This window comes from Rhodococcus sp. IEGM 1354 (assembly GCF_030056855.1).
Lineage (GTDB): Bacteria > Actinomycetota > Actinomycetes > Mycobacteriales > Mycobacteriaceae > Rhodococcoides.
The window spans coordinates 94889-119825 of record NZ_JASHKT010000005.1 but is presented as its reverse complement, the minus strand read 5'-3'; the positions used below and the strand labels follow the sequence as shown (position 1 = coordinate 119825).

Sequence of the window (24937 nt, the reverse complement as noted above, 5' to 3'; positions counted from 1 at the left end):
CATATGTACCGCCACCGGCTTTGTCGTCGGAGCTGATCGAAGGGGCGACGTCAGCGTGTATCTGGGTGCTTTGGAGTTGGACGTGTTGTTGGGGGACGTGCGTTCGCTCGCCGAGAAACGGTCGATGGTGGAACCGGTTCTCGGCGATCTGCAGAGTCTGGGAGTATCTGCCGCCGAAACCGGTGAGCGAGAACGTATTCGGCGTTCGATGTTGGGCGTGGCGGCGGCGGGCACGAACGTCGACCTGTTGCACGACAAGCTCGACGAGTGCGAGCGGCACGTCGCCGAGCGTCAGGATCTGGAACTGTTGGCAGTACGCCGAAGAATTTTCGGCCCCGAGGATTAGATCGGGGAGTTCGTCGAACGTGTTCGGCGAATGTTGGAGCGTAATCGCCGAGACGTCGCACTGCAGTGACGTCCGGCCATGAAAGAGGAGTGTGATTGTCGTGGTGGATCAGGCCAGGGCTCGTAAGTTGTCCAAGCGAATCGCCGCTATCGTTGCGACGGCGATCGACCACGAGATCAAAGATCCACGGTTGGCGTTCGTGACCATCACCGACACGAAGGTGACGGCCGACCTGCACGACGCCACGGTGTACTACACGGTGATGGGCGAGGATCTCGACACCCCGCCCGATCTGCAGGGAGCTGCGGCGGGTCTGGAGAAGGCCAAGGGTGTTCTCCGCTCGAAGGTCGGAGCCGGTACCGGTGTGCGGTTCACTCCGACGCTGACGTTCGTGACGGATACCGTCCCCGACACCGCCCGGCACATGGAAGAGCTGCTCGAACGCGCTCGCGCAGCCGACGAGGAGCTGGCTCGCGCGCGGGCGAACGCGAAGCCTGCCGGAGACCCGGACCCGTACAAGGCTCCCCGCGAGGAGTCACCCGCGGATCGCGGCGAAGCAGAGGCCGTCGAGCCAGCCGAAGCCGACTGAGATGTCCGATGGTTCTGGTTCGGAGTTCGAGCTGGACGAGGATCTGGCGCGTGCGATCGAGATGCTCGAGCGCGCTTCCTCGGTGACCGTGCTCTGCCATGTCCAGCCGGATGCCGACACGATCGGCAGCGGATTGGCAATCGGTTCGGTACTCGAACGTCGCGGCGCGCAGGTGCAGGTGGCGTTCGCCGCGCCCGCGTTTCTGCCGCAATCGATGGAAGAGCTACCGAACCGGCATCTGCTGGTGGAGCCGGAGAAGGTGGCCGAATCGGTCGATCTGGTGGTCACAGTGGACGCCGGAAGCCGAGGTCGACTCGGTTCGCTCGGCGAGCGACTCGACTCCGCATCGGAGTCCCTGGTCATCGACCATCACCGAAGTAACACGCGGTTCGGAACGCTGAACGTCGTGCACGCGTCCGCCGAGTCCACCACGGCCGTGATCGTCCGCCTGCTGGATCGGTGGGGTGTCGACATCGATGCGGACCTGGCGCATCTGCTGTTCGCAGGTCTGGTCACCGATACCGGGTCGTTCCGGTGGGTGCGGCCGGGTTCGCATCTGCTCGCCGAGAGATTGCTCGCGACCGGCATCGACGGTGCACGTATCGCCCGTCGCCTCCTCGATACGCACCCCTTCGACTGGTTGCCGATGCTCGGGGCGGTACTGGGTTCGGCCGAGCTGCTGCCCGACGCGGCGGGCGGACGGGGGCTCGTGTACGCCGCCATCCGGAGCGAGGATTCGGCCGGTCTTAGGTCGGAGGAGATCGAGAGTGTCATCGACATCGTGCGGACCACTTCCGAGGCGGAGGTGGCAGCGGTGTTGAAGCAGCAGGATTTCGGGTCGGTCTGGGTGGTGTCGCTCAGATCCAAGACGCAGGTGGACGTATCTGCAGTGGCGACCGGGCTCGGCGGCGGTGGGCATCACAACGCCGCGGGCTACACCGCGACCGGTGAGCTTCCCGACGTGATCGATGCGCTCCGTGAGGCCTTGTCGGCGTCGTGAGTTCCACCCCTGTCACGGCTCGCAGAATTCTCGGGCTGTCGCTTCCGTCGCTCGGAGTTCTGGCCGCCGAACCCCTCTACCTGCTGTTCGACGCGGCGGTCGTCGGCCGGCTCGGCGCGTTGGCTCTGGCCGGCCTGGCGATCGGGGGGCTCGTCCTCGCTCAGGTCAGCACGCAGCTGACCTTCCTGTCCTACGGAACCACTGCGCGTGCGGCGCGCATGCACGGTGCCGGTCGTGAGCGCGACGCCGTCGGGGAAGGGGTGCAGGCGATGTGGCTGGCGGTGGCGATCGGTCTTGCGATCGTCCTCGTGGTCCAGTTGTTCGCCGCCCCCGTCGTGTCGCTACTGGCCGGTGGCGGCGACATTGCCGCGGAGGCACTGCTGTGGCTGCGCGTAGCGCTGGTGGGGGTGCCGTTCATTCTGATATCGCTGGCCGGAAACGGCTGGATGCGCGGCGTACAGAACACGACGACACCATTGCGGTTCGTCGTGCTCGGTTTCGGCGTGTCGGCGGTGTTGTGTCCACTTCTCGTCCACGGCCTGCTCGGATTTCCCCGGCTCGAATTGGTGGGCTCGGCCGTTGCGAACGTCATCGGCCAAGGTGTCGCAGGCGCTCTGTTCGTCGGTGCCCTCGGGCGGTCGGGTGCGCCGTTGCGCCCGCGCTGGTCGGTCATGCGGGCGCAGCTGGTGCTCGGCCGCGATCTGATCGTGCGCAGTCTCGCGTTCCAGGCGTGCTTCCTGTCTGCCGCAGCGGTCGCGTCGAGATTCGGTGCCGCGTCGGTGGCGGCAAATCAGGTGGTGCTGCATCTGTGGAACCTGGTGTCGTTGATGCTGGACTCGTTGGCGATCGCTGCGCAGACACTCGTGGGAGCGGCCCTGGGTGCGGGCAGGACCGAGGATGCGCGTGCGCTCGCTCGCCGATTGACGGCGTGGTCGACGGTCTTCGCGGTGATCCTGGCCGCGGCGTTCGCCGTCGGACAGCCGGTGGTCCCGGGATTGTTCACTACCGACGTCTCGGTCATCGATCAGATGCAGGCGATCTGGTGGATCTTCGTGGCGATCATTCCGGTCGCCGGTGTGGTGTTCGCGTTGGACGGGGTGCTGTTGGGCAGCGGCGATGCGGCGTTCCTGCGTAACGCCACGATGGCGTGTGCGGTCGTCGGGTTCCTGCCGTTCATCTGGTCGGCCCTGGTGTTCGACTGGGGTGTCGTGGGCATCTGGCTGGGTCTGGGTGTCTTCGTCTGCCTGCGCATGGTCGCGGTCGCCGGTCGAGTGTTGTCGGGTAAATGGCTCGTGACCGGTAGCGATCGGCAACTGCGAGACTGATCGCGTTCGCGGGCATCATCGCTGCGACGCCAGGGCCGGATGCAGCACCACCTCGCGGCTCTTGACGACGAAGAACACTCGTCGGCCCGGTTCGAGGCCGAGGTCCGATACCGCGGCGGCGGTGATGTCCGCTGCGATGCCCGGTGTGCCGTCGGGGTGCGGACGAGCGCGGACGCGGATGCCCGAGCCCTGCACTTCCATCTCCTCGATGACTACTTCGAAGACGTTGCGCGGGCTCGCGTGTGGTGCGGTGAGGTGTACCGAGACGGCTGCGGGGGAGAAGACAGCGACCACCGGCGTTCCGGAACCGTGTTGCCCCGAGCCGTGCACGACCGTCTCCCACGCTGTGCGCATCGCGGTGGTGTCGCCGACGGTGAATGCGTGGCCCGAGATCAGATTGACCCCGGCCATGCGAGCACCGAACTCGCTTCGCGGGGCGGTGAGAACGTCGGCGACCGACCCGCGTTCGACGACGCGTCCACCGTCGACGACGGCGACGGTGTCCGCGAGTGCGACGACGTCGAGCAGATCGTGGGTGACGATCAGTGCCGTACGACCGTTCTCTCGGAGCACGGTGCGCAGCAGTCTCCGGATGGCTGGAGCCGTGTCGACGTCGAGCGCGGCGAGCGGCTCGTCGAGCAGGAGGAGTCGGGGATCGGCGGCGAGTGCGCGGGCGATGGCAACCCGCTGAGCTTGGCCCCCGGACAGCTGTGCCGGGCGGCGCTCGGCCAGGTGAGAGGCTCCGACTGCGTCGAGCCATCGATCGGCCACTGCCCTGGCCGTCCTCCGGTCGGCGCCGGAACTACGTGGTGCGAATGCGACGTTCGTCCGTGCGGTCATGTGAGGAAACAGCAGTGTCTCCTGTGCCAGAGTCGCGATGCCGCGGGCGGCCACCGGAACGGCCGTCCTTGCGGCCGTGTCGGTCAGGACGTCCTCGCCCAGGCGGACGATGCCGTCGTCGGGTGGCACCAGGCCCGCGACGAGCTGCAGCAGTGTGGATTTACCTGCGCCGTTCGGTCCCAGGATCGCCGTTGTTTCACCCTCGGCGACATCCAGCTCGAGATCGACGCCGCGGGCCGCGACCGTGGCGCGCAGGTGTAGCGAACTCATGGTGTTCCCGTCGTTCGAGTACCGCGAGCGGCCAGAACCACCACTGCCGCGACGACGACGAGGACGAGCGACAGGGCTATCGCTGCGTCGGGGTCGGACTCGCGTTGCAGATAGATTTCGAGGGGCAGGGTTCTGGTCACTCCCTCGAGAGAACCGGCGAACGTCAGCGTCGCGCCGAACTCGCCCAGTGCGCGCGCGAACGCGAGAACGATTCCGGACGTCAGCCCGGGCAGGATCAAGGGGAGGGTGACGCGGCGCAGGACCGTCGTGGGGGCTGCGCCCAAGGTTGCGGCCACCACGTCGTATCGGTCCCCGGCAGTGCGCAGCGCGCCCTCGACGCTGACCACCAGGAAGGGCAACGACACGAAGGCCTGGGCGAGCACCACGGCCGTCGAGGTGAACGCGATCCGGATTCCGAAGGCATCGAGATGTTCGCCCAGTAACCCTTGGCGACCGAACGTGTAGAGCAAGGCGATGCCGCCGACCACCGGGGGGAGCACCAGTGGGAGGACGACGAGGGAACGCAGTGTCGACAGACCGCGAAACGAACTGCGGGCGAGGACCGTCGCCATCGGCACACCCAGGAGCACGCACAGCACCGTGCTCGCCGAGGCCGTCTTCAGACTCAACAGCAGTGCGGCTACTGCGGACTCGGACGTGATGAGCCCGAAGAAGTTCGTCCAGTCGATCCGGGTGAACATCGCGGCCAACGGCGCGACGACGAGAAGCGCTCCGGCAGCGGCAGGGACGAATACCCACCCGGGCACACCGACGGTCGGGCCTGTGCCCGCGGCGCGCCCGGTCACGGTGCCGCGAAACCGGCCTGCGTCAGCACTTCACGGCCGACCGGTCCGGCGACGAAGTCGGTGAAGGCGCGGGCCGTGTCCACGTTGTCGGATCCGCTCAACGGTGCGATCGGATAGATGTTGACCGCCCCGCTCGATTCCGGGAAAGGCACGGCGGTGACGGCGTCTGCGGCCCCCGTTGCATCGGTGACGTACACCAGTCCGGCGTCGGCCTGACCGGAGGTGACCTTGCCCAGAACGTCGGTGACGGACGACTCCTCGCTGACGGCCGGGATGTCGGTTCCGGTGGTGTTCTCGACGGCTGCCGTGGCCGCGCCGCACGGCACCTGCGGCGCGCAGATCACCGTCAGCACATCGGGATTCGACAGATCGGCGAACGACCGGACGGCCTTCGGGTTATCCGGGGCAGTGACGATGGTGAGGGTGTTGGAGGCGAAATCGACGGGGTCGCCGGCGACCAGGCCGGCATCGACGATCGTGCTCATGTTCTTGGTGTCGGCAGAGGCGAACACGTCGGCAGGTGCACCGTTGACCAGTTGTGCGGCCAGATCGGAGGAGCCCGCAAAACTGAAATCGACAGTGGTGCCGGGATGTTCCTGCTCGAAGCGGGTGCCGAGGGCGGTGAACGTCGAGCGCAGAGATGCCGCCGCGAACACGGTCAGCGTGCTCGAACCCCCGTCCTGCGGAGCTTCCTCGTCAGCGGGGTCGGCCGCGCACCCTGCAAGCATCAGGGCGACCGCGACCAGAGCACCGTGAACCGCTCGAATGTTCTTCACTGGCATCGTCCTTCGGTCCTAGGGAGTTTCGACAATGACGGTCGTGGCCTTGACGACCGCGACGGTGATGGAGCCCGGTTCGAGCCCCAATTCCTGGACCGATCGGGTACTCATCAGGGACACGATGGTGAACGGCCCACACTGCATGCGGACCTCGCTCATGACCGCGTCGGAGACCACCTCGGTGACCAGCCCCACGAGTCGGTTCCGGGCCGAGCTACCGCCCGATGCCACCTCGGGCGGGGGAGCGGCGTGCTCGCGGGCGTACTGCGCGAGAGCGCGCGCGTCGACGACCTTGCGACCCGTCTCGTCGTCGTGGGAGGGCAGGGTCCCGCTGTCCATCCACCGGCGGACGGTGTCGTCGCTGACTCCGAGCAGTGCGGCGGCGTCGCGTACCCGTATCGGCGGTGCCGTCATCGCACGATGCCGTTTCCTGCAGCTATCCGCAAAAGCGTCATGGATGGCACCATATACCCGAATCTACGGTTGTTGCTGCGTGGATCCTTCTTTCGGAGCCGTCCGACGAACCGCAGCGGTTCACCCCGCGTGCACCGCTGCGGAATCTCCGGGGAGTATTGGAGGTTGGTACGTTCTCGGGCGGTTGTGGCGATTCGACGTCGGCGGCCGAGTGCATCGGAAGGGATCATCAGTGGCAGCCAAGTTATGGGCAGTGAGCGACATTCATGTCGGACATCGAGGCAATCGACCTGTCACCGAGGACATCCATCCCGAGTCACCCGAGGATTGGCTGATCGTCGCCGGAGACGTCTCGGAGAAGACCGACGACATCAAATGGGCGCTCGAGCTGCTGCGCAGTCGCTTCGCGAAAGTGATCTGGGTTCCGGGCAATCACGAGTTGTGGACGACGGTGAAGGACCCCGTTCAGATCCACGGAGCGGCTCGGTACGAGTACCTGGTCAATCTGTGCCGCGAGATCGACGTCGTCACACCCGAGGACCCCTACCTGCTCTGGGAAGGCGAAGGTGGACCCGCGACGATAGTGCCGATGTTCCTGCTCTACGACTACACGTTCCTCCCGCAGGGAGCGCGGGACAAGGAGCACGGGCTGGCGATCGCGCGCGAGAAGAACGTCGTCGCCACCGACGAGTTCCTGCTGTCCTCTCAGCCGTATGCGACGCGCGATGCCTGGTGTCATGCCCGCATCGACGCCACCCGCGAGCGCCTCGACGCGCTGGACACCACGGTTCCCACCGTGCTCGTCAACCACTTTCCGATGGTGCGTCAGCCGACCGAGGTGTTGTTCTACCCGGAGTTCGCCCTGTGGTGCGGGTCGACGCTGACGGCGGACTGGCACACCAGGTACAACGCGATCTGCTCGGTGTACGGTCACCTGCACATCCCGCGGACCACCTACTACGACGGCGTCCGCTTCGAGGAGGTCTCGGTGGGTTACCCGCGCGAATGGCAGCGCCGTGGACTGCCGAACAACGTTCTGCGCCAAATTCTTCCGGTTCCCGAGTATCCGCCGGGCACGTTGAACAAGTGGGGCGGGCACTTCACCGTGACGCCCGAGATGGAGGCAGAGGTCGAGAAGATGAGGGCAGGCCAGTGATCGAATCGATTCTCCCCAATGGTGTTGTCTCGGCCGAATTGTTCACCGATCCACCGGGTTTGATGCCGCACCCACTCGAAGCGCCGTTGGTCGCCAAGGCGGTGGACAAGCGCAAGCGTGAGTTCACCTCGGCTCGACACTGCGCGCGTGTGGCGATGCAGAAGCTCGGTGTGGAGCCCGCGCCGATCATGCGCGGCACCTCCGGCGCACCGCAGTGGCCGAAGGGGGTGGTGGGGTCGTTGACGCATTGCGACGGCTACCGCGGTGCCGTTCTGGGCTACGCCATGCAGGTTCGCTCGGTGGGAATCGACGCCGAGCCACACGGACCTCTTCCCGACGGTGTGCTCGACGCGGTCAGCCTCGAAGCCGAGCGCGAGTGGCTCTCGACCGCAGGCCGAGAAGACGTCCACTGGGATCGAGTGTTGTTCTGCGCCAAAGAAGCGACGTACAAGGCCTGGGAGCCGCTGACCGGTCGCTGGCTGGGGTTCGAGGACGCGCACATCACGTTCGAGCGCACCGGCACCGGTGACGACATCTCGGGAACGTTTCGATCCGAACTGCTGGTCCCCGGCGACACCGTGTCCGGACCTCCGCTGACGGCTTTCGACGGTCGATGGATGGTGTCCGACGGTTTGGTGATGACGGCGATCTCGGTGATGTGACGACCGGCTCGTCGCGCCTGGCACAATGCACTCTCGTGAGTGCTCGCGGAAAGATCTCGTCCGGTCTCGTCGGTGCCGGTGTGTTGGTGGTCGACAAGGGGCCGGGCGTCACCAGCCACGATGTCGTCGCGTCGTGCCGAAAGTTGTTGCAGACCAGAAAGGTCGGTCATGCGGGGACGTTGGACCCCATGGCGACCGGGGTGCTGGTTCTGGGCGTCGAGCGGGCGACCAAGATGCTCGGATTGCTGACGCTGACGACCAAGTCGTACACCGCCACCGTGCGACTGGGGCGCAGTACGACGACCGATGACGCCGAGGGTGAGGTGCTCGCCGACGTCCCGGCCACGAATGTCTCGGATTCGGATATCGCGGCCGGGGTTGCCGCACTCACCGGTGACATCGAGCAGGTTCCGGCCAGTGTCAGTGCCATCAAGGTCGACGGTCAGCGGGCACACAAGCTCTCGCGCGCCGGTGAGGAGTTCACCCTCGCCGCTCGTAAGGTCACTGTCACTCGCTTCGACGTGACGGCTCGCCGCGATGTCGTCGATTCCGATGGCCGGTTCGTCGACCTCGATGTCGAGGTGGACTGCACGTCGGGGACGTACGTGCGCGCGCTCGCACGGGATCTCGGCGCAGCACTGGGCGTCGGCGGTCACTTGACGGTTCTGCGCCGCACCCGGGTCGGGCCGTTCACGCTGGACCACGCCGTGACGCTCGAGGAATTGGCCGAGAATCCCGCTGTCGGCCTCGATATAGACGAGGCCGCGCGCACCGCATTTCCGCATCGACAGATCGATGCAGCCGAAGCGGAGTCGCTCAGCCAAGGACGCTGGCTCGATCCCGTCGGAATCGAGGGGGTCTACGCGGCTGTCGATCCCACCGGACACACCATCGCGTTGCTGCAGGAAAAGGGCAAGCGGGCGAGCTCGGTGATGGTGGTGCGGCCGGCAACGCTGCGCGGGTACTGATTTCCCGTTCGAGTCGGCCCCGCGACCGAGGGGACTGCACCGCTCAGGTGGCCGGAACCATCCAGATCGCTTCGGCGGCGCGGTGACCGAGATCGATGGACTCCGTGCTGCCGCGTCGGGCGAGTTCGATCGCCACCGTGCCGGCGTAGTCGCGTCGTTCGACCACGGTGATCGGTAGATCGAGCTCGATGCCGACCGAATCGAAGTACCGGAGCATCGCGGGATCGGAATCGGAGATGCGAGCCACCCGTCCGGACTGCCCGTCGAGGTACTCGCTCAGTCTGGTTGCGGACGGCGTGTCGATCGATCCGTTGGCCGAGGGAATCGGGTCCCCGTGTGGATCTCGTTCGGGGTGGCCGAGTTTGGCGTCTATTCGGTCCATCATCAGATCGGATACCGCATGTTCGAGGATTTCTGCCTCGTCGTGGACCTCGTCCCAGCCGTACCCGAGTTCGCGAACGAGGTACGTCTCGATGAGACGGTGTCGACGGACCATGCCGATGGCCGCGAGTCGGCCCTTCTCGGTGAGTGAGATGGCACCGTACCGGGCGTGGTCCACCATGCCCTGATCGGCGAGTTTGCGAATCGCCTCGGATACCGTGGATGCGGACACGCCGATTCGTTCGGAGAGCATCTTGGTGCTGACGGAGTCTTCACTCCATTCGCTGGCCGTCCAGATGACCTTGAGATAGTCCTGCGCAACTGCGGACAGCTGGACGCCCTCGTCGGCCGGAGCTGGATCGTCTTTTCGTTGCGCCACGTCGCCGAGCTTAGGCAATCCAATGGAAAAAGACATCTCACCCGGCCGGAGCCACCGTGACCTGTCCTCGGCGGCGCAGAGCGCGCGTGACGATGCCCTGCGCCGGGCTGAACAGGTACGCCAGCACGAACACCAGGCCTTGGGCCAGCACCACGCTGCCACCCGAGGAGACGTCGAGATAGAAACTGGCGTAGATACCGACCAGGGCGCAGCCCACCGAGATGGCGGGGGCAATCACCAGCATGCGGCCGAAGCTGTGGGTGAGTAGGTATGCGGTTGCGCCGGGTGTGATCAGCATGGCGACGACCAGGATGACGCCGACGGCCTGAAGCGCCACGACGGTCGTCAGCGCGAGCAGCGTCAACATCGCGGCCGAGATCACGCTCGGATTGATGCCGACCGCGCGAGCCTGCGTGCGGTCGAACGCGAACAGAGTGAAATCGCGACGCTTGATCAGCATCACAGCCAACGCCAGCCCGCCGAGCACGAACACCTGGATCATGTCCGACTGCGACACCCCGAGCAGGTTTCCGAACAAGATGTGGTTGAGGTCGATCTGGCTCGGAAACTTGGAGATCAGGACGACGCCGAGGGCGAACAACGTGGTGAACACGACGCCGATCGCGGCGTCCTCCTTGACGATGGTGGTGTTGCGAACCACCCCGATGGCACCGACCGCGATGAGTGCGAACAGCAGGGCACCGATGGCGAACGGCGCACCCAGCAGATAGGACAGGGCGACGCCGGGCAGTACCGCGTGCGATACGGCGTCCCCCATCAGTGACCAGCCGATGAGTACGAGCCAGCAGCTCAACACCGCGCAGACGATCGAGGCGGTGACGGTCACCAACAGCGCACGCTGCATGAAGGTGTATTCGAGAGGGTTGACGACGAAGTCGATCAGGTACACGGTTCAGCTCACTTCCGAAGTTGGAGAGCTCGCGCCCAGTTCGTCGATCCTCGACGGGTCCATGCCGAAGGCCAGTGCCAGGTTCTCCGGGCGCAACACCTCGGCGGGACTGCCGTGCATCAGGACCCGCTGTTGCAGCAGGATCGCCTCGTCGCACAGTTCCGGAAGGGCGTGCAGATCGTGGGTGGACACGAGGACGGACGCACCCTGAGCGGCCAGTTCTCGGAGGAGTCGCGTGATCGTCGCCTCGGTCTTCTTGTCCACTCCTGCGAACGGCTCGTCGAGGAGCAGCAAGGAGGCTTCCTGAGCGATGGCGCGGGCCACGAATGCCCGTTTGCGTTGTCCGCCGGAGAGTTGCCCGATCTGTCGATCGGCGAGCTCGGTGAGATCGACTCGTCGGAGCGCCGTGTCCACCGCAGCTCTGTCTGCCGCACGAGGTGTTCGGAGAAAGTTCTGTTTGCCGTAACGACCCATCATCACCACGTCTCGAACGCTGATGGGGAATGTCCAGTCGACCGATTCGGCCTGGGGCACGTAGCTGACCGTCCCGGCTTTGCGGGCCCGGGCGGGGTCGCCGCCGAAGACCGTGATCGAACCGGCATCGGTCTTGACGACTCCCATGATCGCCTTGAACAGCGTCGACTTACCCGATCCGTTCATTCCGACCAGGCCGCAGACGCGTCCGGGTGCGAGGGTCAGGCTCGCGCCGACCAGTGCCACGACGTCTCGGTACCGCACGTCGACGGCGTCGACGGTCAGCGCGGCGCCGTCCCGGTTCGGACCCGAGATGTGCCGGGTCATCGCGTGCCCACCAACGCGTCGGCGATCAGCCGCGCGTCGTAGCGCAGCAGATCGAGGTATGTGGGCACGGGTCCGTCGGCGGCGCTGAGGGAGTCGACGTACAGCTTTCCGCCGAAGCGTGCACCGGTGTCCTCGGCGACCTGGAGCTGAGCCTTGTCCGAGACGGTCGACTCGCAGAAGACTGCAGGCACGTCGTTGTCACGAACGAAATCGATGGTGCGGACCACTTGTTTGGGTGTCCCTTCCTGTTCGGCATTGACCGGCCACAGATACGCCTCCTGCAGGTCGAAGTCGCGGGCCAGATAGCCGAACGCGCCCTCACACGTCACCAGTGCACGTTGCTGCGCCGGAAGTTGTGCCAGATCGGATTCCAGTTCGTCGCCGACCGACCGCAGCTCGGTGATGTACGCGGCGGCGTTGGCGCGGTAGTCCTCGGCATGAGCACCGTCGAGCGCCACGAACGCGTCGGCGATATTGGTGATGTAGGTCTCCGCCACGACCGGCGACATCCACGCATGTGGATTGGCCTTGCCCGCATACGCGTCGTCGCGGATGTAGACGGGTTCCACGTGTGCGCTGACGACCGCGTGCGGCGCCGGCACCCGCTCGACGAACTTCTCGAACCACGACTCGAGGCCGAGCCCGTTGTCCAGGATCAGATCGGCACCTTCGGCCGTGCGTAGGTCGCCCGGTGTGGGCTCGTACCCGTGAATCTCGGCCCCGGCCTTGGTGATCGACTCCACCCGGAGATGGTCGCCTGCAACGTTCGCGGCCATGTCGGCCAGCACCGTGAACGTCGTCAGCACCAACGGTCTGCCGTCGTCGATCGACGTCGTCTCGTCGTCGTCGACGGTCCGAGCACATCCGGTCGACGTGGCGACCAGCAGTCCCGCCACGGCCCAGCTCGCAACGATTCGACCCGCGCGAGATCCGCGGGATCGAAGAAATAAGTTAGGCACACCGAAATATTTACCGTGGGGACACCCTTTTGTCCATACCTGCCCCACGCGACACGCCTGGCCGAGGATGACCGAGCGGCCGCCGGGCCGTAGGCTTCGCGGTGTGCAGAGATGGCGAGGTCTCGACGATGTACCTGCCGACTGGGGCCGATGTGTGCTCACGATCGGTGTGTTCGACGGCGTTCACCGCGGACATGCGCAGTTGATCGGTAGAGCAGTGGCCGCAGCTCGGGAACGCGGCGTACCCAGTGTGCTCATGACGTTCGATCCCCACCCGATGGAAGTGGTCCGTCCGGGTAGTCACCCCGCGCAGTTGACGACGTTGACCCGGCGTGCCGAACTGGCCGAGGAACTGGGCATCGACGTGTTCTGTGTCATGCCGTTCACGCCCGAACTGATGAAACTCACCCCCGAGCGATACGTGCACGAGATCCTGATCGAACGCCTGCACGTTGCAGAAGTGGTCGTCGGCGAGAACTTCACTTACGGGAAGAAGGCGCTCGGGACGGTGCCGATGCTGCGCAAGATCGGCGAACGGTCCGGATTCGCAGTCGACGGAGTCAACCTGCTCGCCGAGCATGCCGTGACGTTCTCCTCCACCTACATCAGGTCGTGCGTGGACGCCGGGGACGTCGCGGCAGCAGCTGCAGCGCTCGGCCGCCCGCATCGCGTCGAGGGTGTCGTCGTGCACGGCGACGGGCGCGGCCGTCAAATGGGCTATCCCACAGCCAATGTCGCTCCGCCGATGTACTCGGCCATACCGGCGGACGGGGTCTACGCGGCCTGGTTCACCGTGCTCGGTCCGGGTCCGATCATGGGGACGGTCACTCCGGGGGAGCGGCATCCGGCGGCGGTGTCGGTGGGCACGAATCCCACGTTCTCGGGACGCACCAGGACCGTCGAGGCGTTCGTGCTCGACGGCGAAGGAGACCTCTACGGGCAGCACGTGGCAGTCGACTTCGTCGAGCGACTGCGCGGAATGGAGAAGTTCGATTCCATGGAAGCTCTCGTGGAGGAGATGGGCCGGGACGCCGACCGGGCCCGCTCGATCCTGGCCGCCAGCGCAGCCTGATAGGCTGACTCCTCGGTGTTCGCTGCGGTCCGTGGCGGCTGCACCGGCTTCGATACCGCCGGACGATCATTCATCGTCCACGGCGCGGCCCGTTGCTTCCTTTCACGCGGACGTCATTGATCAGGAGTAGTACCAGTGGCATTGACCACCGAACAGAAGAAGGCCGTTCTCGGCGAGTACGGCTTGCACCCCACCGACACGGGTTCGCCCGAGGCGCAGGTTGCAATGCTCACCAAGCGCATCGTCGACTTGACCGAGCACCTCAAGATGCACAAGCACGATCACCACTCCCGTCGCGGCCTGTTGCTGCTGGTCGGACGTCGTCGTCGTTTGCTCAAGTACATCGCGAAGGTAGACGTCACTCGCTACCGTTCGCTCATCGAGCGTCTGGGTCTGCGTCGATAATTTCGATCGACGCGAGGATGTTGCCGATGCATGGTTCGACGCGCCGGTGTACACCCGACTCGCAGCAATAGTGCAGTAGCCAACGAGGCAGTGCTTAGACTGTTCCTCGTTGGCTTTCTGTGTTTGTACCGCAACATCAGGATAGTCAGCACGACCAGCGGATACACGGTATCCGCACACCGCCGTGTATGCCTGTCACGCCGTGGTGTCGGTCTTCGGTAGTGGCTTTTCGGATACGAGATCCGGAGGGCTTCGATCGATGGCCGCCTCCGCGCAGCCGCGTCCCGAGACGAACTCTCGGAGATGGACGGCACAGGTATGCCGCCACAGCCAGGAGGGCTGGTGGTGTGTCCACGCGGGCACGGCAAAGACGAGAGGACGAGAACAGAACACATGTCGGACACCACAACATTGGACGCCGAAGAAGGCGTCTACGAAGCAACAGCGATCATCGACAACGGCTCTTTCGGTAAGCGGAGCATCCGCTTCGAGACGGGTCGCCTCGCACAGCAGGCCGCAGGCGCAGTCGCCGCGTACCTCGACGAGGACACCATGCTGCTGTCGGCAACGACGGCAGGCAAGCACCCCCGCGAGGGATTCGATTTCTTCCCGCTGACAGTCGACGTCGAAGAGCGCATGTACGCCGCGGGCCGTATCCCCGGATCGTTCTTCCGCCGCGAGGGCCGTCCGTCCACCGACGCCATCCTCACCTGCCGCCTGATCGACCGGCCGCTGCGTCCGACGTTCGTCGACGGACTGCGCAACGAGATCCAGGTCGTCATCACGGTCATGAGCCTCAATCCCGCCGATCTGTACGACGTCGTCGCGATCAACGCTGCGTCGGCATCGACCCAGATCGCCGGCCTGCCGTTCTCCGGTCCGATCGGCGGCGTCCGCGTCGCGCTGATCGACAAGCAGTGGGTTGCGTTCCCGACCAACGAGCAGCTCGAGAAGGCCGTGTTCAACATGGTCGTCGCCGGCCGCATCGTCTCCGGCTCCGGTGCCGACGCAGACGTCGCGATCATGATGGTCGAAGCCGAGGCCACCGAGAACGTCATCGAGCTCATCGAGGGTGGCGCTACCGCACCCAACGAGGCGGTTGTCGCCGAGGGCCTCGAAGCCTCGAAGCCCTTCATCGCGGCCCTGTGCACCGCGCAGCAGGAGCTCGCGTCCAAGGCCGCCAAGCCGACCGGCGACTACCCGGTCTTCCCGGCGTACCAGAGCGACGTCTTCGAAGCCGTCGAGAATGCCGCGAAGATCCCGCTGAACGAGGCACTGACCATTGCCGGCAAGGCCGAGCGCGAGAACAAGCTCGACGAGGTCAAGGCTCAGGTCCTCACGTCGGTCGGAGACAGCTTCGCCGGCCGCGAGAAGGAGATCGGTGCTGCGTTCCGTGCACTGACGAAGAAGTCGGTTCGCCAGCGCATCCTCACCGATCACTTCCGTATCGACGGCCGCGGCATCACCGACATCCGGTCGCTGTCCGCCGAGGTCGCGATCATCCCGCGTACCCACGGGTCGGCCCTGTTCGAGCGCGGCGAGACCCAGATCCTGGGCGTCACCACCCTCGACATGGTCAAGATGGCGCAGCAGGTCGATTCGCTCGGGCCCGAGACGTCCAAGCGCTACATGCACCATTACAACTTCCCGCCGTACTCCACCGGTGAGACGGGCCGCGTCGGTTCGCCGAAGCGTCGCGAGATCGGGCACGGCGCACTCGCCGAGCGCGCTCTGCTGCCGGTTCTGCCCAGCCAGGCAGAGTTCCCGTACGCCATCCGCCAGGTCTCCGAGGCATTGAGCTCCAACGGCTCGACCTCGATGGGCTCGGTCTGCGCATCGACTCTGTCGCTGCTCAATGCCGGTGTGCCGCTGCGTGCCCCGGTTGCCGGTATCGCGATGGGCCTCGTGTCCGACGAGGTCGACGGCGAGACTCGCTACGTCGCCCTCACCGACATCCTCGGTGCCGAGGACGCGTTCGGCGACATGGACTTCAAGGTCGCCGGAACCAAGGACTTCGTCACGGCGCTCCAGCTCGACACCAAGCTCGACGGAATCCCCTCGAAGGTGCTCGCGGGCGCGCTGTCGCAGGCGAAGGACGCTCGCACGACAATCCTCGAGGTCATGGCCGAGGCCATCGACACCCCGGACGAGATGAGCCCGTACGCACCTCGCGTCACCGCGATCAAGGTGCCGGTCGACAAGATCGGCGAGGTCATCGGGCCCAAGGGCAAGATGATCAACTCCATCACCGAGCAGACCGGTGCCAACATCTCGATCGAAGATGACGGCACTGTCTACGTCGGTGCAGCGGACGGCCCGTCCGCACAGGCCGCGATCGACATGATCAACGCCATCGCCAACCCGCAGCTGCCGAAGGTCGGCGAGCGATTCCTCGGAACCGTCGTCAAGACAACGGCTTTCGGTGCATTCGTCTCGCTGCTCCCGGGCCGCGACGGACTGGTGCACATCTCGAAGCTCGGTAACGGCAAGCGCATCAACAAGGTCGAGGACGTCGTGAGCGTCGGATCGAAGTTGCGCGTCGAGATCGCCGATATCGACAACCGCGGCAAGATCAGCCTCGTTCCCGTCGAAGACGACAACGCGGCTGCTCCCGCCGACGCTCCCGAGGCACCCGCCGAGGTCAGCGCTGAGTAAGAAGCAAGCGAGTCGAACGGTACGTCCCCTCGGGACGTACCGTTCGGCCGTTCCAGAGACCACCGCCACCGACACGGGCGTTCGACGCACGACTCTGCCCGGCGGCCTTCGGGTCGTCACCGAGTTCGTTCCTGGGGTCCGCTCGGCCTCGGTCGGTGTGTGGGTCGGCGTCGGCTCACGCGACGAGCAACCCAGCGTTGCCGGTGCGGCGCACTTCCTCGAACATCTGCTGTTCAAGTCGACGCCGACGCGTAGTGCGCTCGAGATCGCCCAGGTGATGGACGGTGTCGGGGGAGAGCTGAACGCATTCACTTCCAAGGAGAGCACGTGCTTCTACGCGCACGTCCTCGACGAAGATGTGGCACTCGCCATCGATCTGGTCAGCGATGTGGTGCTTCGCGGTCGGTGTAGATCGGCAGATGTGGACGTCGAACGACAGGTGGTTCTCGAAGAGATCTCCATGCGCGACGACGATCCCGAGGATCTACTCGGAGATGCCTTCCTGGAAGCGATGTTCGGCGATCATCCGATCGGACGCCCGATCATCGGATCGGTCGAATCCATCGAATCTATGACCCGTTCGCAACTGCACTCTTTTCACGTGCGCCGGTACACCCCGCAGCGCATGGTGGTGGCGGTTGCCGGCAACGTCGATCACAAGCAGATCGTGTCGTTGGTACGTCGTGCCTTCGCGGGCCATCTGGAAAAGGGCCTGCGGCCGGCCGAAAGGCGAAGCGGCACAGCGCGATTGCGCAATGCGCCCACGTTGAGCCTGACCACCCGTGACAGCGAACAGGCGCATCTGTGCCTGGGCGTACGGGCGTTCGGTCGCCACGAAGGACATCGCTGGGCGTTGTCGGTACTCAATTCTGCTGTCGGCGGTGGGCTCAGTTCGCGTCTGTTCCAGGAGATCAGGGAAGAGCGCGGACTGGCGTACTCGGTGTACTCGTCGGTGGATACGTTTGCCGACAGCGGTGCGTTCTCGGTGTACGCGGGATGTCAGCCGGAGAACCTCGGCGAAGTGACCACGGTGATTCGCGAGGTCTTGGCCAAGGTTGCGGCCGAGGGCATCACCGATGCGGAGTGTGCTCGCGCCAAGGGCTCGTTGCGCGGCGGACTGGTTCTGGGCCTGGAAGATTCGGGTTCCCGGATGAACCGTATCGGTCGCAGCGAACTGAACTACGGCAATCACCGCGACATCACCGACACGCTCTCGCGTATCGACAGTGTCGGCAACGACGAGGTGCGTGAGGTCGCGGCCGTGTTGCTCGATCGTCCGTTCGGTGCCGCGGTGGTCGGCCCGTACAAGAACGCTCGTCAGTTGCCGGCATCGGTCAAGTCTCTGGTCTGTTAGCGGCTGCGATCACGTCGCGCACTGCGCAGCGGACCAGTTCCGACACTGCTGAGGTGTCGGTGATCGGCTCGAATGCGCGGGTGGAGTGTAGCGCGGCTATTCCGTGCACGGAGGTCCACAGTCTCAGTGCTGTGAACTGTGGATTCTCCGGCACGACGGCACCGACCGCGGCGATCAAGTCCTCGAACAGGGGTCGCGATTGTCCGCGCAGATTCTCACCGGAGCCCTCGAGAATGTCGTGTCGAAAGATGAGCGCGAACATCGCGGGGCGCTGCGCCGCGAACTGCACGTACGCGTGCGCCATCGCATCCAGTGCATCTCGGGGCGAATCCGACTGCTGTGCAGCAGAATTCAGTGCGTTCTCGAGATCGACCAGACCGACTCGGGCCACGGCCGCGGCCAGTGCGCTCAGCGTCGGAAAGTACCGCCTGGGAGCGCCGTGCGAAACACCGGCCTCGCGAGTGACCGCTCTGATGGTCAACCCTTCCGGCCCTTCGCTGTCGAGTAGGCGTACACCCGCGTCGATCAGCCGCGTCCGTAGGTTGTCTGTCACGTAGACATTGTCTACTCTCGGCCGTGACGTTGTCCAGCCGAGAGGATCGATCGATGTGGTACCTGCTGTTCAAATATGTGCTGATCGGCCCGATTCTTCGAGTTCTCGGCCGTCCGTCGGTGGTCGGCGCAGGCAATATCCCGAAGACGGGACCGGTGATCATCGCCGGCAACCACCTCACCGTCGTCGACTCGTTCTTTCTCGTCCTCCTGGTTCGTCGCCGAGTCACGTTCATCGCCAAGAGTGAGTACTTCACCGGCCGGGGAATCAAGGGCGCGGCGCTTCGCTGGTTCTACAGCGCGACAGGTCAGGTTCCCGTCGACCGCCGCGGGGCAGACGCGTCGGCTCCGGCGCTCGATGCCGCGAAAAGCATTCTGCGACAGCGGAAGGTGTGGGCGGTATATCCGGAAGGGACGCGATCTCCCGACAGCCGGTTGTACAAGGGGAAGACCGGGTTGGCGAGAGTGGCGATCGAGACGGGAGCGCCCGTCGTGCCGGTGGTGATGCACGGGACGCTCGGAATCAACCCGGTGGGCTCGAGGATGTGGCGCCCGGGCAAGGTGCGCATGGTCGTCGGCGAACCATTGGACTTCACGAGATACGCTGGGGGACAGAACAGTAAAGCCATTCTGCGGGCGATCACCGATGAGGTGATGACAGCGCTGGCGAACCTGTCGGGGCAAGAATACGTCGACGTGTACGCCGCGACAGTCAAGGACGCGGCATGACCTCGGACGCGCAGGCGGGTAGAAGAACAGTCCTCGTCACCGGCGTCGGTCGGAGGGAAGGAATCGGCTTCGCCATCACCCGCAGGTTGCTGCAGGACGAGCGCGCCCGCGTCTTCGCGCAATCATGCGATGCCTACGACGTGAGCGAACCGTGGGGAGCGGGGACGCCGGGAGCAGTGCAGGTTCTCGCCGAGTTATCCACTGCGCCCAGCAGACTCGGGCATCTGGACATCGATCTCTCCCATGTCGAAGCGCCTGCCGCCCTGTTCGATGCTGTCGAATCCAGGTTCGGTGCCGTCGACTCGTTGGTGATCAACCATGCGCGATCACAGCTGGGCGAACTGGGTTCTCTGACCGCAGAGAACCTCGACCTGACGTGGGCGGTGAACGTGCGCGCGTCGTTGCTTCTGGTGCAGGAATTCGCGCAACGGTACGTCGATCATCCTGACGGCGGACGCGTCGTGCTGTTCACCTCTGGCCAGGACCAGGGGCCCATGCCGACAGAGATTCCCTACGCAGTGAGCAAGGGTGCCATCGCCTCGATCACACCGACCGTTGCCGATTCCCTGATCGAACGTGGCATCACCGTCAACACGATCAATCCGGGTCCGACCGATACCGGTTGGGCAAGTGCGGATCTGAACGAGTTCGTCTCGCGCCACATGCCGCGCGGGCGGTGGAACTCACCGGACGAGGCCGCAGCGGTCGTGGCGATGTTGCTCTCGCCCGATTCGGGCTCGATCACCGGTCAGGTCATCGGCGCCGAAGGTGGATTCCGACGCTTCGCGCCGTGATCACGGCGCGGTGCCTCGGTCAGAGCTTCTTCTTGTTCCGCAACAACTTCCAGGGCACCAAGGCAGATTCGAGCTGGACCGACAGGCTCATCTTGGATTCGCCCTCGCTACGCTCCTCGAACGTGATCGGTACCTCGGCGAGAGTGAGGCCGTGCTTGACGGTCCGGTAGTTCATCTCGACCTGGAATGCGTACCCGTTGCTCTCCACCGACGCAACGTCGATCGTGCGGAGCGTCCGCGCATGCCATGCCTTAAAGCCGGCGGTCGCGTCTTTGACTCCGAGACGAAGAATCGTGTTCACGTAGAAGTTGGCCCACGCCGACAGCGCTTTGCGGTGCCACGGCCAGTCCGCGGCGACCGAACCGCCGGGGACGTAGCGCGAGCCGAGCACGACCGCGGCGTCGGTGTTGCGCAGCTTGTCGATCATCGCCGGAATCACCTCGGTGGGGTGCGACAGATCGGCGTCCATCTGGATCACGATGTCGGCTCCCTCGTCCAGGGCCCGTGTCATGCCGGCCACGTATGCGCGGCCCAGACCGTTCTTCTCGGTGCGGTGCAGAACGGAGACCTCGAGGGGGCCGTCGATGGCGAGTTTGTCGGCGATGTCACCGGTTCCGTCGGGGGAATTGTCGTCGACCACCAGGACGCCGAGCCCCTCGACCTTCAGTCCGGCCAGCAGCTCGACCAGCTTGGGGAGGTTCTCGCGTTCGTTGTACGTCGGTACAACGACGGTGGTCTTCGGGGCGACTCGTTCCGTACTCACCACCGTATGATCCGTGATTCCGTGTTCCGATCAAAATTTCGGACACGATCGGCCGCGTCGGTGCGGGCGTCGGGGACCGGGTGGGGCTATCGGCCTCGGTGGTCGACGAAGGTGTCGCCGCGCAGTATCGGCACGCAGGAGCTCGAGCCGACCTCGGCGGCGATGTCGACGTCCTCGGGGTGGCCCATCGCGATGAGCTCCCGGCCCGAACTGCATCGCTGCAGCTCGTCGGCTATATCCGCCCGAGCCGAGTGCCATGCGGCTGCGGCGACCACCGCCTCGGGGGACGGATCGAAGAGGCCGGACTCGAAGAGCGGTGCCAGCACGGCTCCGGCTCCCCACAGGTCCTCCACTGCGGGCCTCAGTGAAGAATCCGGCCACCTCTCACCGGCGGCTATGACGGCAATCACGCTGTGGGGGTGCTCGTCGACGACCCACTGCGCGATCGCGGCTGCGTTGCGGAGCGATGCGCCCACGCACCTGTCGACCCGGGCGGCGAGTGCGTGGGCGATGGTGGAACCGTTCGGCGACGGCAACACGAGTCGACTCGGCCGCGGTGCCGCCGCGCGCACGGTGGCAGGACACAAGCTGACGTCGCCCGGCGTCGTAACCGAACGGCCGACTGCGAGAACAGCGTCGTGTTGCTGGGCCAGGTGGGCGGCACGGTCGTCGCGCCATCGGCTGGGTACGACCTCGATTCCGGCGTCCATTGCCACCGTCAGAGTGGTCGTGAACGACAGGACGTCCACGACGACGGCGATGTCGGCACCGGCGACCACAGCGTCGATCGCGGACAGGCCCCACTCGAAGCGCAGCGCGCAGTCGTTCTGAGTGTGGGCGGAGTCGACCGGCATAGCGGAACGGTAACCGACATTGCGTCCGGTGCTACGTTCGGCGCTGACAGCGGAACCCGGGGAGGCGCGGATGCAGTTGGAGATCGACACGAAAGTGATCGTGCTCGCGTCGGGTGTGTTGCTGATGTGGGCGTTGGCGCTCGGAGTGCTCAAGTACCACCAGATGACCAGGTCGAGTGACGGGACCGCACACCGATACGTCGACATCGCGCATCGCGCAGCGTTGATGTACTCCTTCGCTGCGCTCGTCCTTGCTGCTCTCGCGCACTACAGCGCATGGCCGACGGCGGTCGACCTGACCGCAGCGGTGGTGGTGTTGGTGTTCTTCGTCGCCGCGATCGCCGGCTACACCGTGCACGGAATCCGACGGGACACCGAGAATCAGTTCGTCCATCCCGTTCCGGGGACGCACCTGTTCATGATCGCTCTGATCGTCGGCGAGATCGGCGGGACCGCGGTACTGCTGGCCGGATTTTTTGCTGAACAATTCTTGGGACGGTCGTAGTGTCGCTCGGTCCCGAGGACGGTTGCGACGCAATGATTTCCGATTTGTCCGGATAACCGACAATCGCGAAAACAAACACCACTTTTCCCCCGGCGCGGGATGAGTGGATGGCTTAGCGTCGGGAAATGGGAATGTTTCGCACGAAGTCCGTCGACGAGATCGAGAGCGACGTCGACGACCAGGGGTCCGGCAGTCTGCGCAAGCAGCTCGGGTTGCGCGACTTGGTCGGTTTCGGAGTCGGCATCGTCATCGGAACCGGCATATTCACGCTCACCGGTGTACAGGCCAAAGAAAATGCCGGCCCGGCGGTCGTGATCTCCTTCGTCATCGCCGGCGTCGTGAGTTTGCTTGCCGCACTGTGTTATGCGGAGCTTGCATCGGCCGTGCCGACGGCGGGCAGTGCGTACACGTACGCGTACGCCACCCTGGGGGAGCTGTTCGCGTGGATCATCGGATGGGATTTGATCCTCGAATTCGCTTTGGGTGCTGCCGTTGTCGCTCGAAGCTGGTCCGGCTACCTCGCGGATCTCTTTTCTCTGTCACCCAGCTTGTTCACCGAGGAAGCGCCGGTGAACGTGGGGGCTGTTGCCATCGTCGCGGTGCTGGGCGTCATTGCCGCTGTGGGAGTCAAGGAGTCGGCGCGAGTGACCAACGTGCTGGTCCTGATCAAGGTCGCCATCTCGGTGTTCATCGCGATCGCCGGCCTGTTCTTCGTCCAGAAGTCGAACCTGGTTCCGTTCGTACCCGAGTCCGTGCCCGCCGAGGCCGGTGGCTCGACGCTCGATCAGCCCCTGATGCAGGCCGTGGCCGGAATCGCACCCTCGGCGTTCGGATTTGCCGGCGTCGTCACCGCTGCAGCGGTCGTGTTCTTCGCCTACACAGGATTCGAGGCCGTTGCCAATCTCAGTGAGGAGGCCGAGCGGCCCGCCCATGATCTGCCTCGTGCACTGATCGGCACGCTCGTGGCATGCACGTTGCTGTACATGATGGTCGCGTTCGTCGTCACCGGCATGGTGAAATACACCGACCTCGACGACAGCGCACCCATTGCCAAGGCGTTCGATTCTGTGGGTGCAGGCTGGGCGGGCGTTCTGGTCTCGATAGCGGCCGTGGCGGGTCTGACGTCGGTCATTCTGGTCGAGTTGGTGACCATCAGCCGAATCGGCTTCGCGATGGGCCGGGACGGTTTGCTGCCCAAGTCCGTTGCGAAGGTGTCTCCCCGTTTCGGGACTCCGACCCGGTTGACCGTCGGCGTCGTGGTGTTCGTGGCGCTACTGGGGGCTCTGATACCGCTGAAGGAGCTGGCCGAGATGGTCAGTATCGGTGCCCTGTTCGCGTTTCTGCTGGTTTCGGCGGCAGTGCCGATCCTGCGTCGGACCAAGCCGGATCTCGCGCGGCCCTTTCGAGTTCCGCTGTCTCCCGTCGTGCCGATTCTGTCCGGGCTCTCGTGCGTCTACCTGATGGCCAACCTGGTGGTGGGGACGTGGATACGGTTTCTGGTCTGGCTGGCCCTCGGTCTGCTGATCTACTTCGCCTACGGGCGCCGCAATGCGAGGTTGGCGACCGAGGTCGTCGACCGATAGACCTACCGTCGGTCGAGGTAGAGCTCCGCCGTCTCCGTTGCCACGGCCGCAACCGCCGAGGCGAGGCCGGGCTCGAGATCCAGAGCCGTAGCGAGTGGCTCGCCGCGAAGGTTCGACGATCGAAGCAACTCCCAGGCCCGCTCGACCAGTCGCACCGAGGTCGGGTGGTCCAATTCCGGTCGATTGGACCGCAGCGCGGTGGCCGCCCAGTCCGCGTCGAACGTCCCGTTGGGAGGTCCGAACACGCGTTCACCGGACGAATAGCTCGTGGGCTCCATGCTCGACGACGCTAGCAGGATTTGCGGCAGGTGGGACCGTGACCGAACCGCGGCCGATCGACACTATCGAACCGGTCGGTTTTATCTGTACGGTGAGTCGATGAGCGAGGGGTATCGCAGGCCTGTTGCGGCCGGGTCGGTCGTGGCACCACTGCTCGCTGCTGTGCTGCTCGTCGGTTGCTCCGCCGGTGGGGCAAATCGTCCGGTGACCGATGCGTCACCGTCACCGAACTTCGAGACGGCCATCGGCTCGCTTGTGGTCGGCGACCCGTTCACCGCACCGACTGCCCCCACCGAAACGGTGCCGTCGGTCGTGCCGGGACTGTCGCTGGAGGGAATGCGTCACCCGTCGGGCTCACCCGTGGCGGTGACGGACGTGGTGTTGGGAACCTCCTCCGTCGAGTATCGACTGGCCGGCAACGGGCCGGTGTCGTACACGGTGCGCTACGTCGACGAAGCCGTGCGATACGGAACGAGTGAGCCGGTCGCGCTCCCCGGGCGAGCCGTACTCCAGGTCGACATCGCCGGTACCTCGACCGAACCGGACGCCACCGTCGTTCCGTACGCCGGGCCGGATCGGATCCGCAACGAGCCGGACTCCGCCGTGGTGGCGGTCGACTTCCTGACCGATCCCGATGGGATCTCGCAGTCCTTCGTCGCCGTAGCGTCCGACCGTCCGAACTTCGCGGTGTACAGCACGGATGAACCTGCCGCCGTCATCGTCACCATCTCCTGATCTGCCGCCGCTCGACGTCGACGACGCGAAAGTACCTCGGCGACGTGCGTTCAGGCACGGTCCACGGGGAGC

The 24937-nt window shown here is 65.2% G+C and carries 28 protein-coding genes; 16 read left to right on the top strand and 12 right to left on the bottom strand.

Annotated features, from left to right (window positions below; genetic code table 11):
• Positions 1-55: 55 nt before the first annotated feature.
• The 4 genes from QM588_RS12685 to QM588_RS12670 all read left to right on the top strand — a co-directional run bounded on the left by QM588_RS12685 (position 56) and on the right by QM588_RS12670 (position 3260).
• The gene (locus QM588_RS12685; RefSeq protein WP_283313753.1) at positions 56-346 is read left to right on the top strand and encodes a DUF503 domain-containing protein; all 291 of its coding nucleotides are present in this window, start codon (positions 56-58) and stop codon (positions 344-346) included.
• 100 nt (positions 347-446) lie between these two features.
• A complete protein-coding gene (rbfA, locus tag QM588_RS12680; protein ID WP_283314136.1) occupies positions 447-935 on the top strand; it encodes a 30S ribosome-binding factor RbfA in 489 nt (162 codons plus the stop codon).
• A 1-nt stretch (position 936) separates the two neighbouring features.
• Positions 937-1935, top strand: coding sequence for a DHH family phosphoesterase (locus QM588_RS12675; RefSeq protein ID WP_283313750.1), 999 nt, complete (start codon positions 937-939; stop codon positions 1933-1935).
• On the top strand, positions 1932-3260 hold the full coding sequence (locus tag QM588_RS12670) for an MATE family efflux transporter (protein WP_283313749.1): 1329 nt from the start codon (positions 1932-1934) through the stop codon (positions 3258-3260). Before QM588_RS12675 ends, QM588_RS12670 begins: the two co-directional genes overlap by 4 nt.
• 15 nt (positions 3261-3275) lie before the next feature.
• Here QM588_RS12670 and QM588_RS12665 read toward each other — a convergent pair whose 3' ends face one another.
• The 4 genes from QM588_RS12665 to QM588_RS12650 are packed head-to-tail and all read right to left on the bottom strand — an operon-like array spanning position 3276 to position 6369.
• Positions 3276-4370 carry a sulfate/molybdate ABC transporter ATP-binding protein gene (locus QM588_RS12665; RefSeq protein WP_283313746.1) on the bottom strand — a complete coding sequence of 365 codons (1095 nt, stop codon included), beginning with the start codon at positions 4368-4370 and terminating at the stop codon, positions 3276-3278.
• Positions 4367-5176, bottom strand: coding sequence for an ABC transporter permease (locus QM588_RS12660; RefSeq protein ID WP_283313744.1), 810 nt, complete (start codon positions 5174-5176; stop codon positions 4367-4369). The genes QM588_RS12665 and QM588_RS12660 overlap by 4 nt, the downstream gene beginning before the upstream one ends.
• Complete coding sequence (gene modA / locus QM588_RS12655) at positions 5173-5958, bottom strand: molybdate ABC transporter substrate-binding protein (RefSeq protein ID WP_283313741.1); 786 nt, start codon at positions 5956-5958, stop codon at positions 5173-5175. Before modA ends, QM588_RS12660 begins: the two co-directional genes overlap by 4 nt.
• Before the next feature lie 12 nt (positions 5959-5970).
• The gene (locus tag QM588_RS12650) at positions 5971-6369 is read right to left on the bottom strand and encodes a TOBE domain-containing protein (protein ID WP_032370818.1); all 399 of its coding nucleotides are present in this window, start codon (positions 6367-6369) and stop codon (positions 5971-5973) included.
• Between the two features lie 232 nt (positions 6370-6601).
• On the opposite strand from QM588_RS12650, the gene QM588_RS12645 reads away from it, so the two are divergent.
• From QM588_RS12645 to truB, 3 genes are read left to right on the top strand one after another with little or no spacing between them, the layout of a single operon-like run.
• The gene (locus QM588_RS12645; protein ID WP_283313737.1) at positions 6602-7525 is read left to right on the top strand and encodes a metallophosphoesterase family protein; all 924 of its coding nucleotides are present in this window, start codon (positions 6602-6604) and stop codon (positions 7523-7525) included.
• Positions 7522-8187 (top strand): 4'-phosphopantetheinyl transferase Npt, encoded by a 666-nt coding sequence (npt, locus tag QM588_RS12640; RefSeq protein ID WP_027496757.1) that lies wholly within the window; start codon positions 7522-7524, stop codon positions 8185-8187. Before QM588_RS12645 ends, npt begins: the two co-directional genes overlap by 4 nt.
• A gap of 35 nt (positions 8188-8222) precedes the next feature.
• Entirely contained in the window at positions 8223-9155 is a 933-nt protein-coding gene (gene truB / locus QM588_RS12635; RefSeq protein ID WP_027496758.1) for a tRNA pseudouridine(55) synthase TruB, read from the top strand.
• Positions 9156-9198: 43 nt separating this feature from the next.
• On the opposite strand, the gene QM588_RS12630 is transcribed toward truB, so the two are convergent.
• The 4 genes from QM588_RS12630 to QM588_RS12615 are packed head-to-tail and all read right to left on the bottom strand — an operon-like array spanning position 9199 to position 12585.
• Positions 9199-9951, bottom strand: a complete 753-nt coding sequence (locus QM588_RS12630) for a metal-dependent transcriptional regulator (protein WP_370878688.1) — start codon at positions 9949-9951, stop codon at positions 9199-9201.
• Between the two features lies 1 nt (position 9952).
• Positions 9953-10780, bottom strand: a complete 828-nt coding sequence (locus QM588_RS12625) for a metal ABC transporter permease (RefSeq protein WP_052061565.1) — start codon at positions 10778-10780, stop codon at positions 9953-9955.
• Positions 10781-10828: 48 nt separating this feature from the next.
• Positions 10829-11626 (bottom strand): metal ABC transporter ATP-binding protein, encoded by a 798-nt coding sequence (locus tag QM588_RS12620; protein ID WP_052061552.1) that lies wholly within the window; start codon positions 11624-11626, stop codon positions 10829-10831.
• A complete protein-coding gene (locus tag QM588_RS12615; RefSeq protein ID WP_442972908.1) occupies positions 11623-12585 on the bottom strand; it encodes a metal ABC transporter substrate-binding protein in 963 nt (320 codons plus the stop codon). Before QM588_RS12615 ends, QM588_RS12620 begins: the two co-directional genes overlap by 4 nt.
• Positions 12586-12688: 103 nt before the next feature.
• Here QM588_RS12615 and QM588_RS12610 point away from each other — a divergent pair, with 103 nt between their 5' ends.
• The 4 genes from QM588_RS12610 (at position 12689) to QM588_RS12595 (ending at position 18071) form a co-directional block, all read left to right on the top strand.
• A complete protein-coding gene (locus tag QM588_RS12610) occupies positions 12689-13657 on the top strand; it encodes a bifunctional riboflavin kinase/FAD synthetase (protein ID WP_027496763.1) in 969 nt (322 codons plus the stop codon).
• Between the two features lie 135 nt (positions 13658-13792).
• Complete coding sequence (gene rpsO, locus QM588_RS12605) at positions 13793-14062, top strand: 30S ribosomal protein S15 (protein ID WP_027496764.1); 270 nt, start codon at positions 13793-13795, stop codon at positions 14060-14062.
• A 393-nt stretch (positions 14063-14455) separates the two neighbouring features.
• Positions 14456-16717 carry a polyribonucleotide nucleotidyltransferase gene (locus QM588_RS12600; protein WP_027496765.1) on the top strand — a complete coding sequence of 754 codons (2262 nt, stop codon included), beginning with the start codon at positions 14456-14458 and terminating at the stop codon, positions 16715-16717.
• 94 nt (positions 16718-16811) lie between these two features.
• Positions 16812-18071 (top strand): M16 family metallopeptidase, encoded by a 1260-nt coding sequence (locus tag QM588_RS12595; RefSeq protein WP_283314133.1) that lies wholly within the window; start codon positions 16812-16814, stop codon positions 18069-18071.
• Here the strand turns inward: QM588_RS12595 and QM588_RS12590 are convergent.
• Entirely contained in the window at positions 18052-18624 is a 573-nt protein-coding gene (locus QM588_RS12590) for a TetR/AcrR family transcriptional regulator (protein WP_283313729.1), read from the bottom strand. The genes QM588_RS12595 and QM588_RS12590 overlap by 20 nt on opposite strands.
• Before the next feature lie 53 nt (positions 18625-18677).
• Between QM588_RS12590 and QM588_RS12585 the strand changes: the two genes are divergently transcribed.
• Both QM588_RS12585 and QM588_RS12580 read left to right on the top strand, forming a co-directional pair.
• Positions 18678-19352, top strand: coding sequence for a lysophospholipid acyltransferase family protein (locus QM588_RS12585; protein ID WP_283314131.1), 675 nt, complete (start codon positions 18678-18680; stop codon positions 19350-19352).
• Positions 19349-20146, top strand: coding sequence for an SDR family oxidoreductase (locus QM588_RS12580; protein ID WP_283313726.1), 798 nt, complete (start codon positions 19349-19351; stop codon positions 20144-20146). Before QM588_RS12585 ends, QM588_RS12580 begins: the two co-directional genes overlap by 4 nt.
• Positions 20147-20165: 19 nt before the next feature.
• On the opposite strand, the gene QM588_RS12575 is transcribed toward QM588_RS12580, so the two are convergent.
• Together QM588_RS12575 and QM588_RS12570 are read right to left on the bottom strand one after the other, a co-directional pair.
• On the bottom strand, positions 20166-20909 hold the full coding sequence (locus QM588_RS12575) for a polyprenol monophosphomannose synthase (RefSeq protein WP_032400627.1): 744 nt from the start codon (positions 20907-20909) through the stop codon (positions 20166-20168).
• Positions 20910-20995: 86 nt separating this feature from the next.
• Positions 20996-21763, bottom strand: a complete 768-nt coding sequence (locus QM588_RS12570; protein ID WP_283313722.1) for a 2-phosphosulfolactate phosphatase — start codon at positions 21761-21763, stop codon at positions 20996-20998.
• A gap of 70 nt (positions 21764-21833) precedes the next feature.
• Between QM588_RS12570 and QM588_RS12565 the strand changes: the two genes are divergently transcribed.
• Together QM588_RS12565 and QM588_RS12560 are read left to right on the top strand one after the other, a co-directional pair.
• A complete protein-coding gene (locus QM588_RS12565) occupies positions 21834-22268 on the top strand; it encodes a hypothetical protein (RefSeq protein WP_283313719.1) in 435 nt (144 codons plus the stop codon).
• Between the two features lie 125 nt (positions 22269-22393).
• Positions 22394-23851, top strand: coding sequence for an APC family permease (locus tag QM588_RS12560; protein WP_283313717.1), 1458 nt, complete (start codon positions 22394-22396; stop codon positions 23849-23851).
• Positions 23852-23853: 2 nt separating this feature from the next.
• Here QM588_RS12560 and QM588_RS12555 read toward each other — a convergent pair whose 3' ends face one another.
• Entirely contained in the window at positions 23854-24129 is a 276-nt protein-coding gene (locus tag QM588_RS12555; RefSeq protein WP_027496773.1) for a hypothetical protein, read from the bottom strand.
• 100 nt (positions 24130-24229) lie between these two features.
• Between QM588_RS12555 and QM588_RS12550 the strand changes: the two genes are divergently transcribed.
• Positions 24230-24865: an AMIN-like domain-containing (lipo)protein gene (locus QM588_RS12550; protein WP_283313714.1), complete on the top strand. Its 636-nt coding sequence runs from the start codon at positions 24230-24232 to the stop codon at positions 24863-24865.
• The last annotated feature ends 72 nt before the right edge of the window (positions 24866-24937 follow it).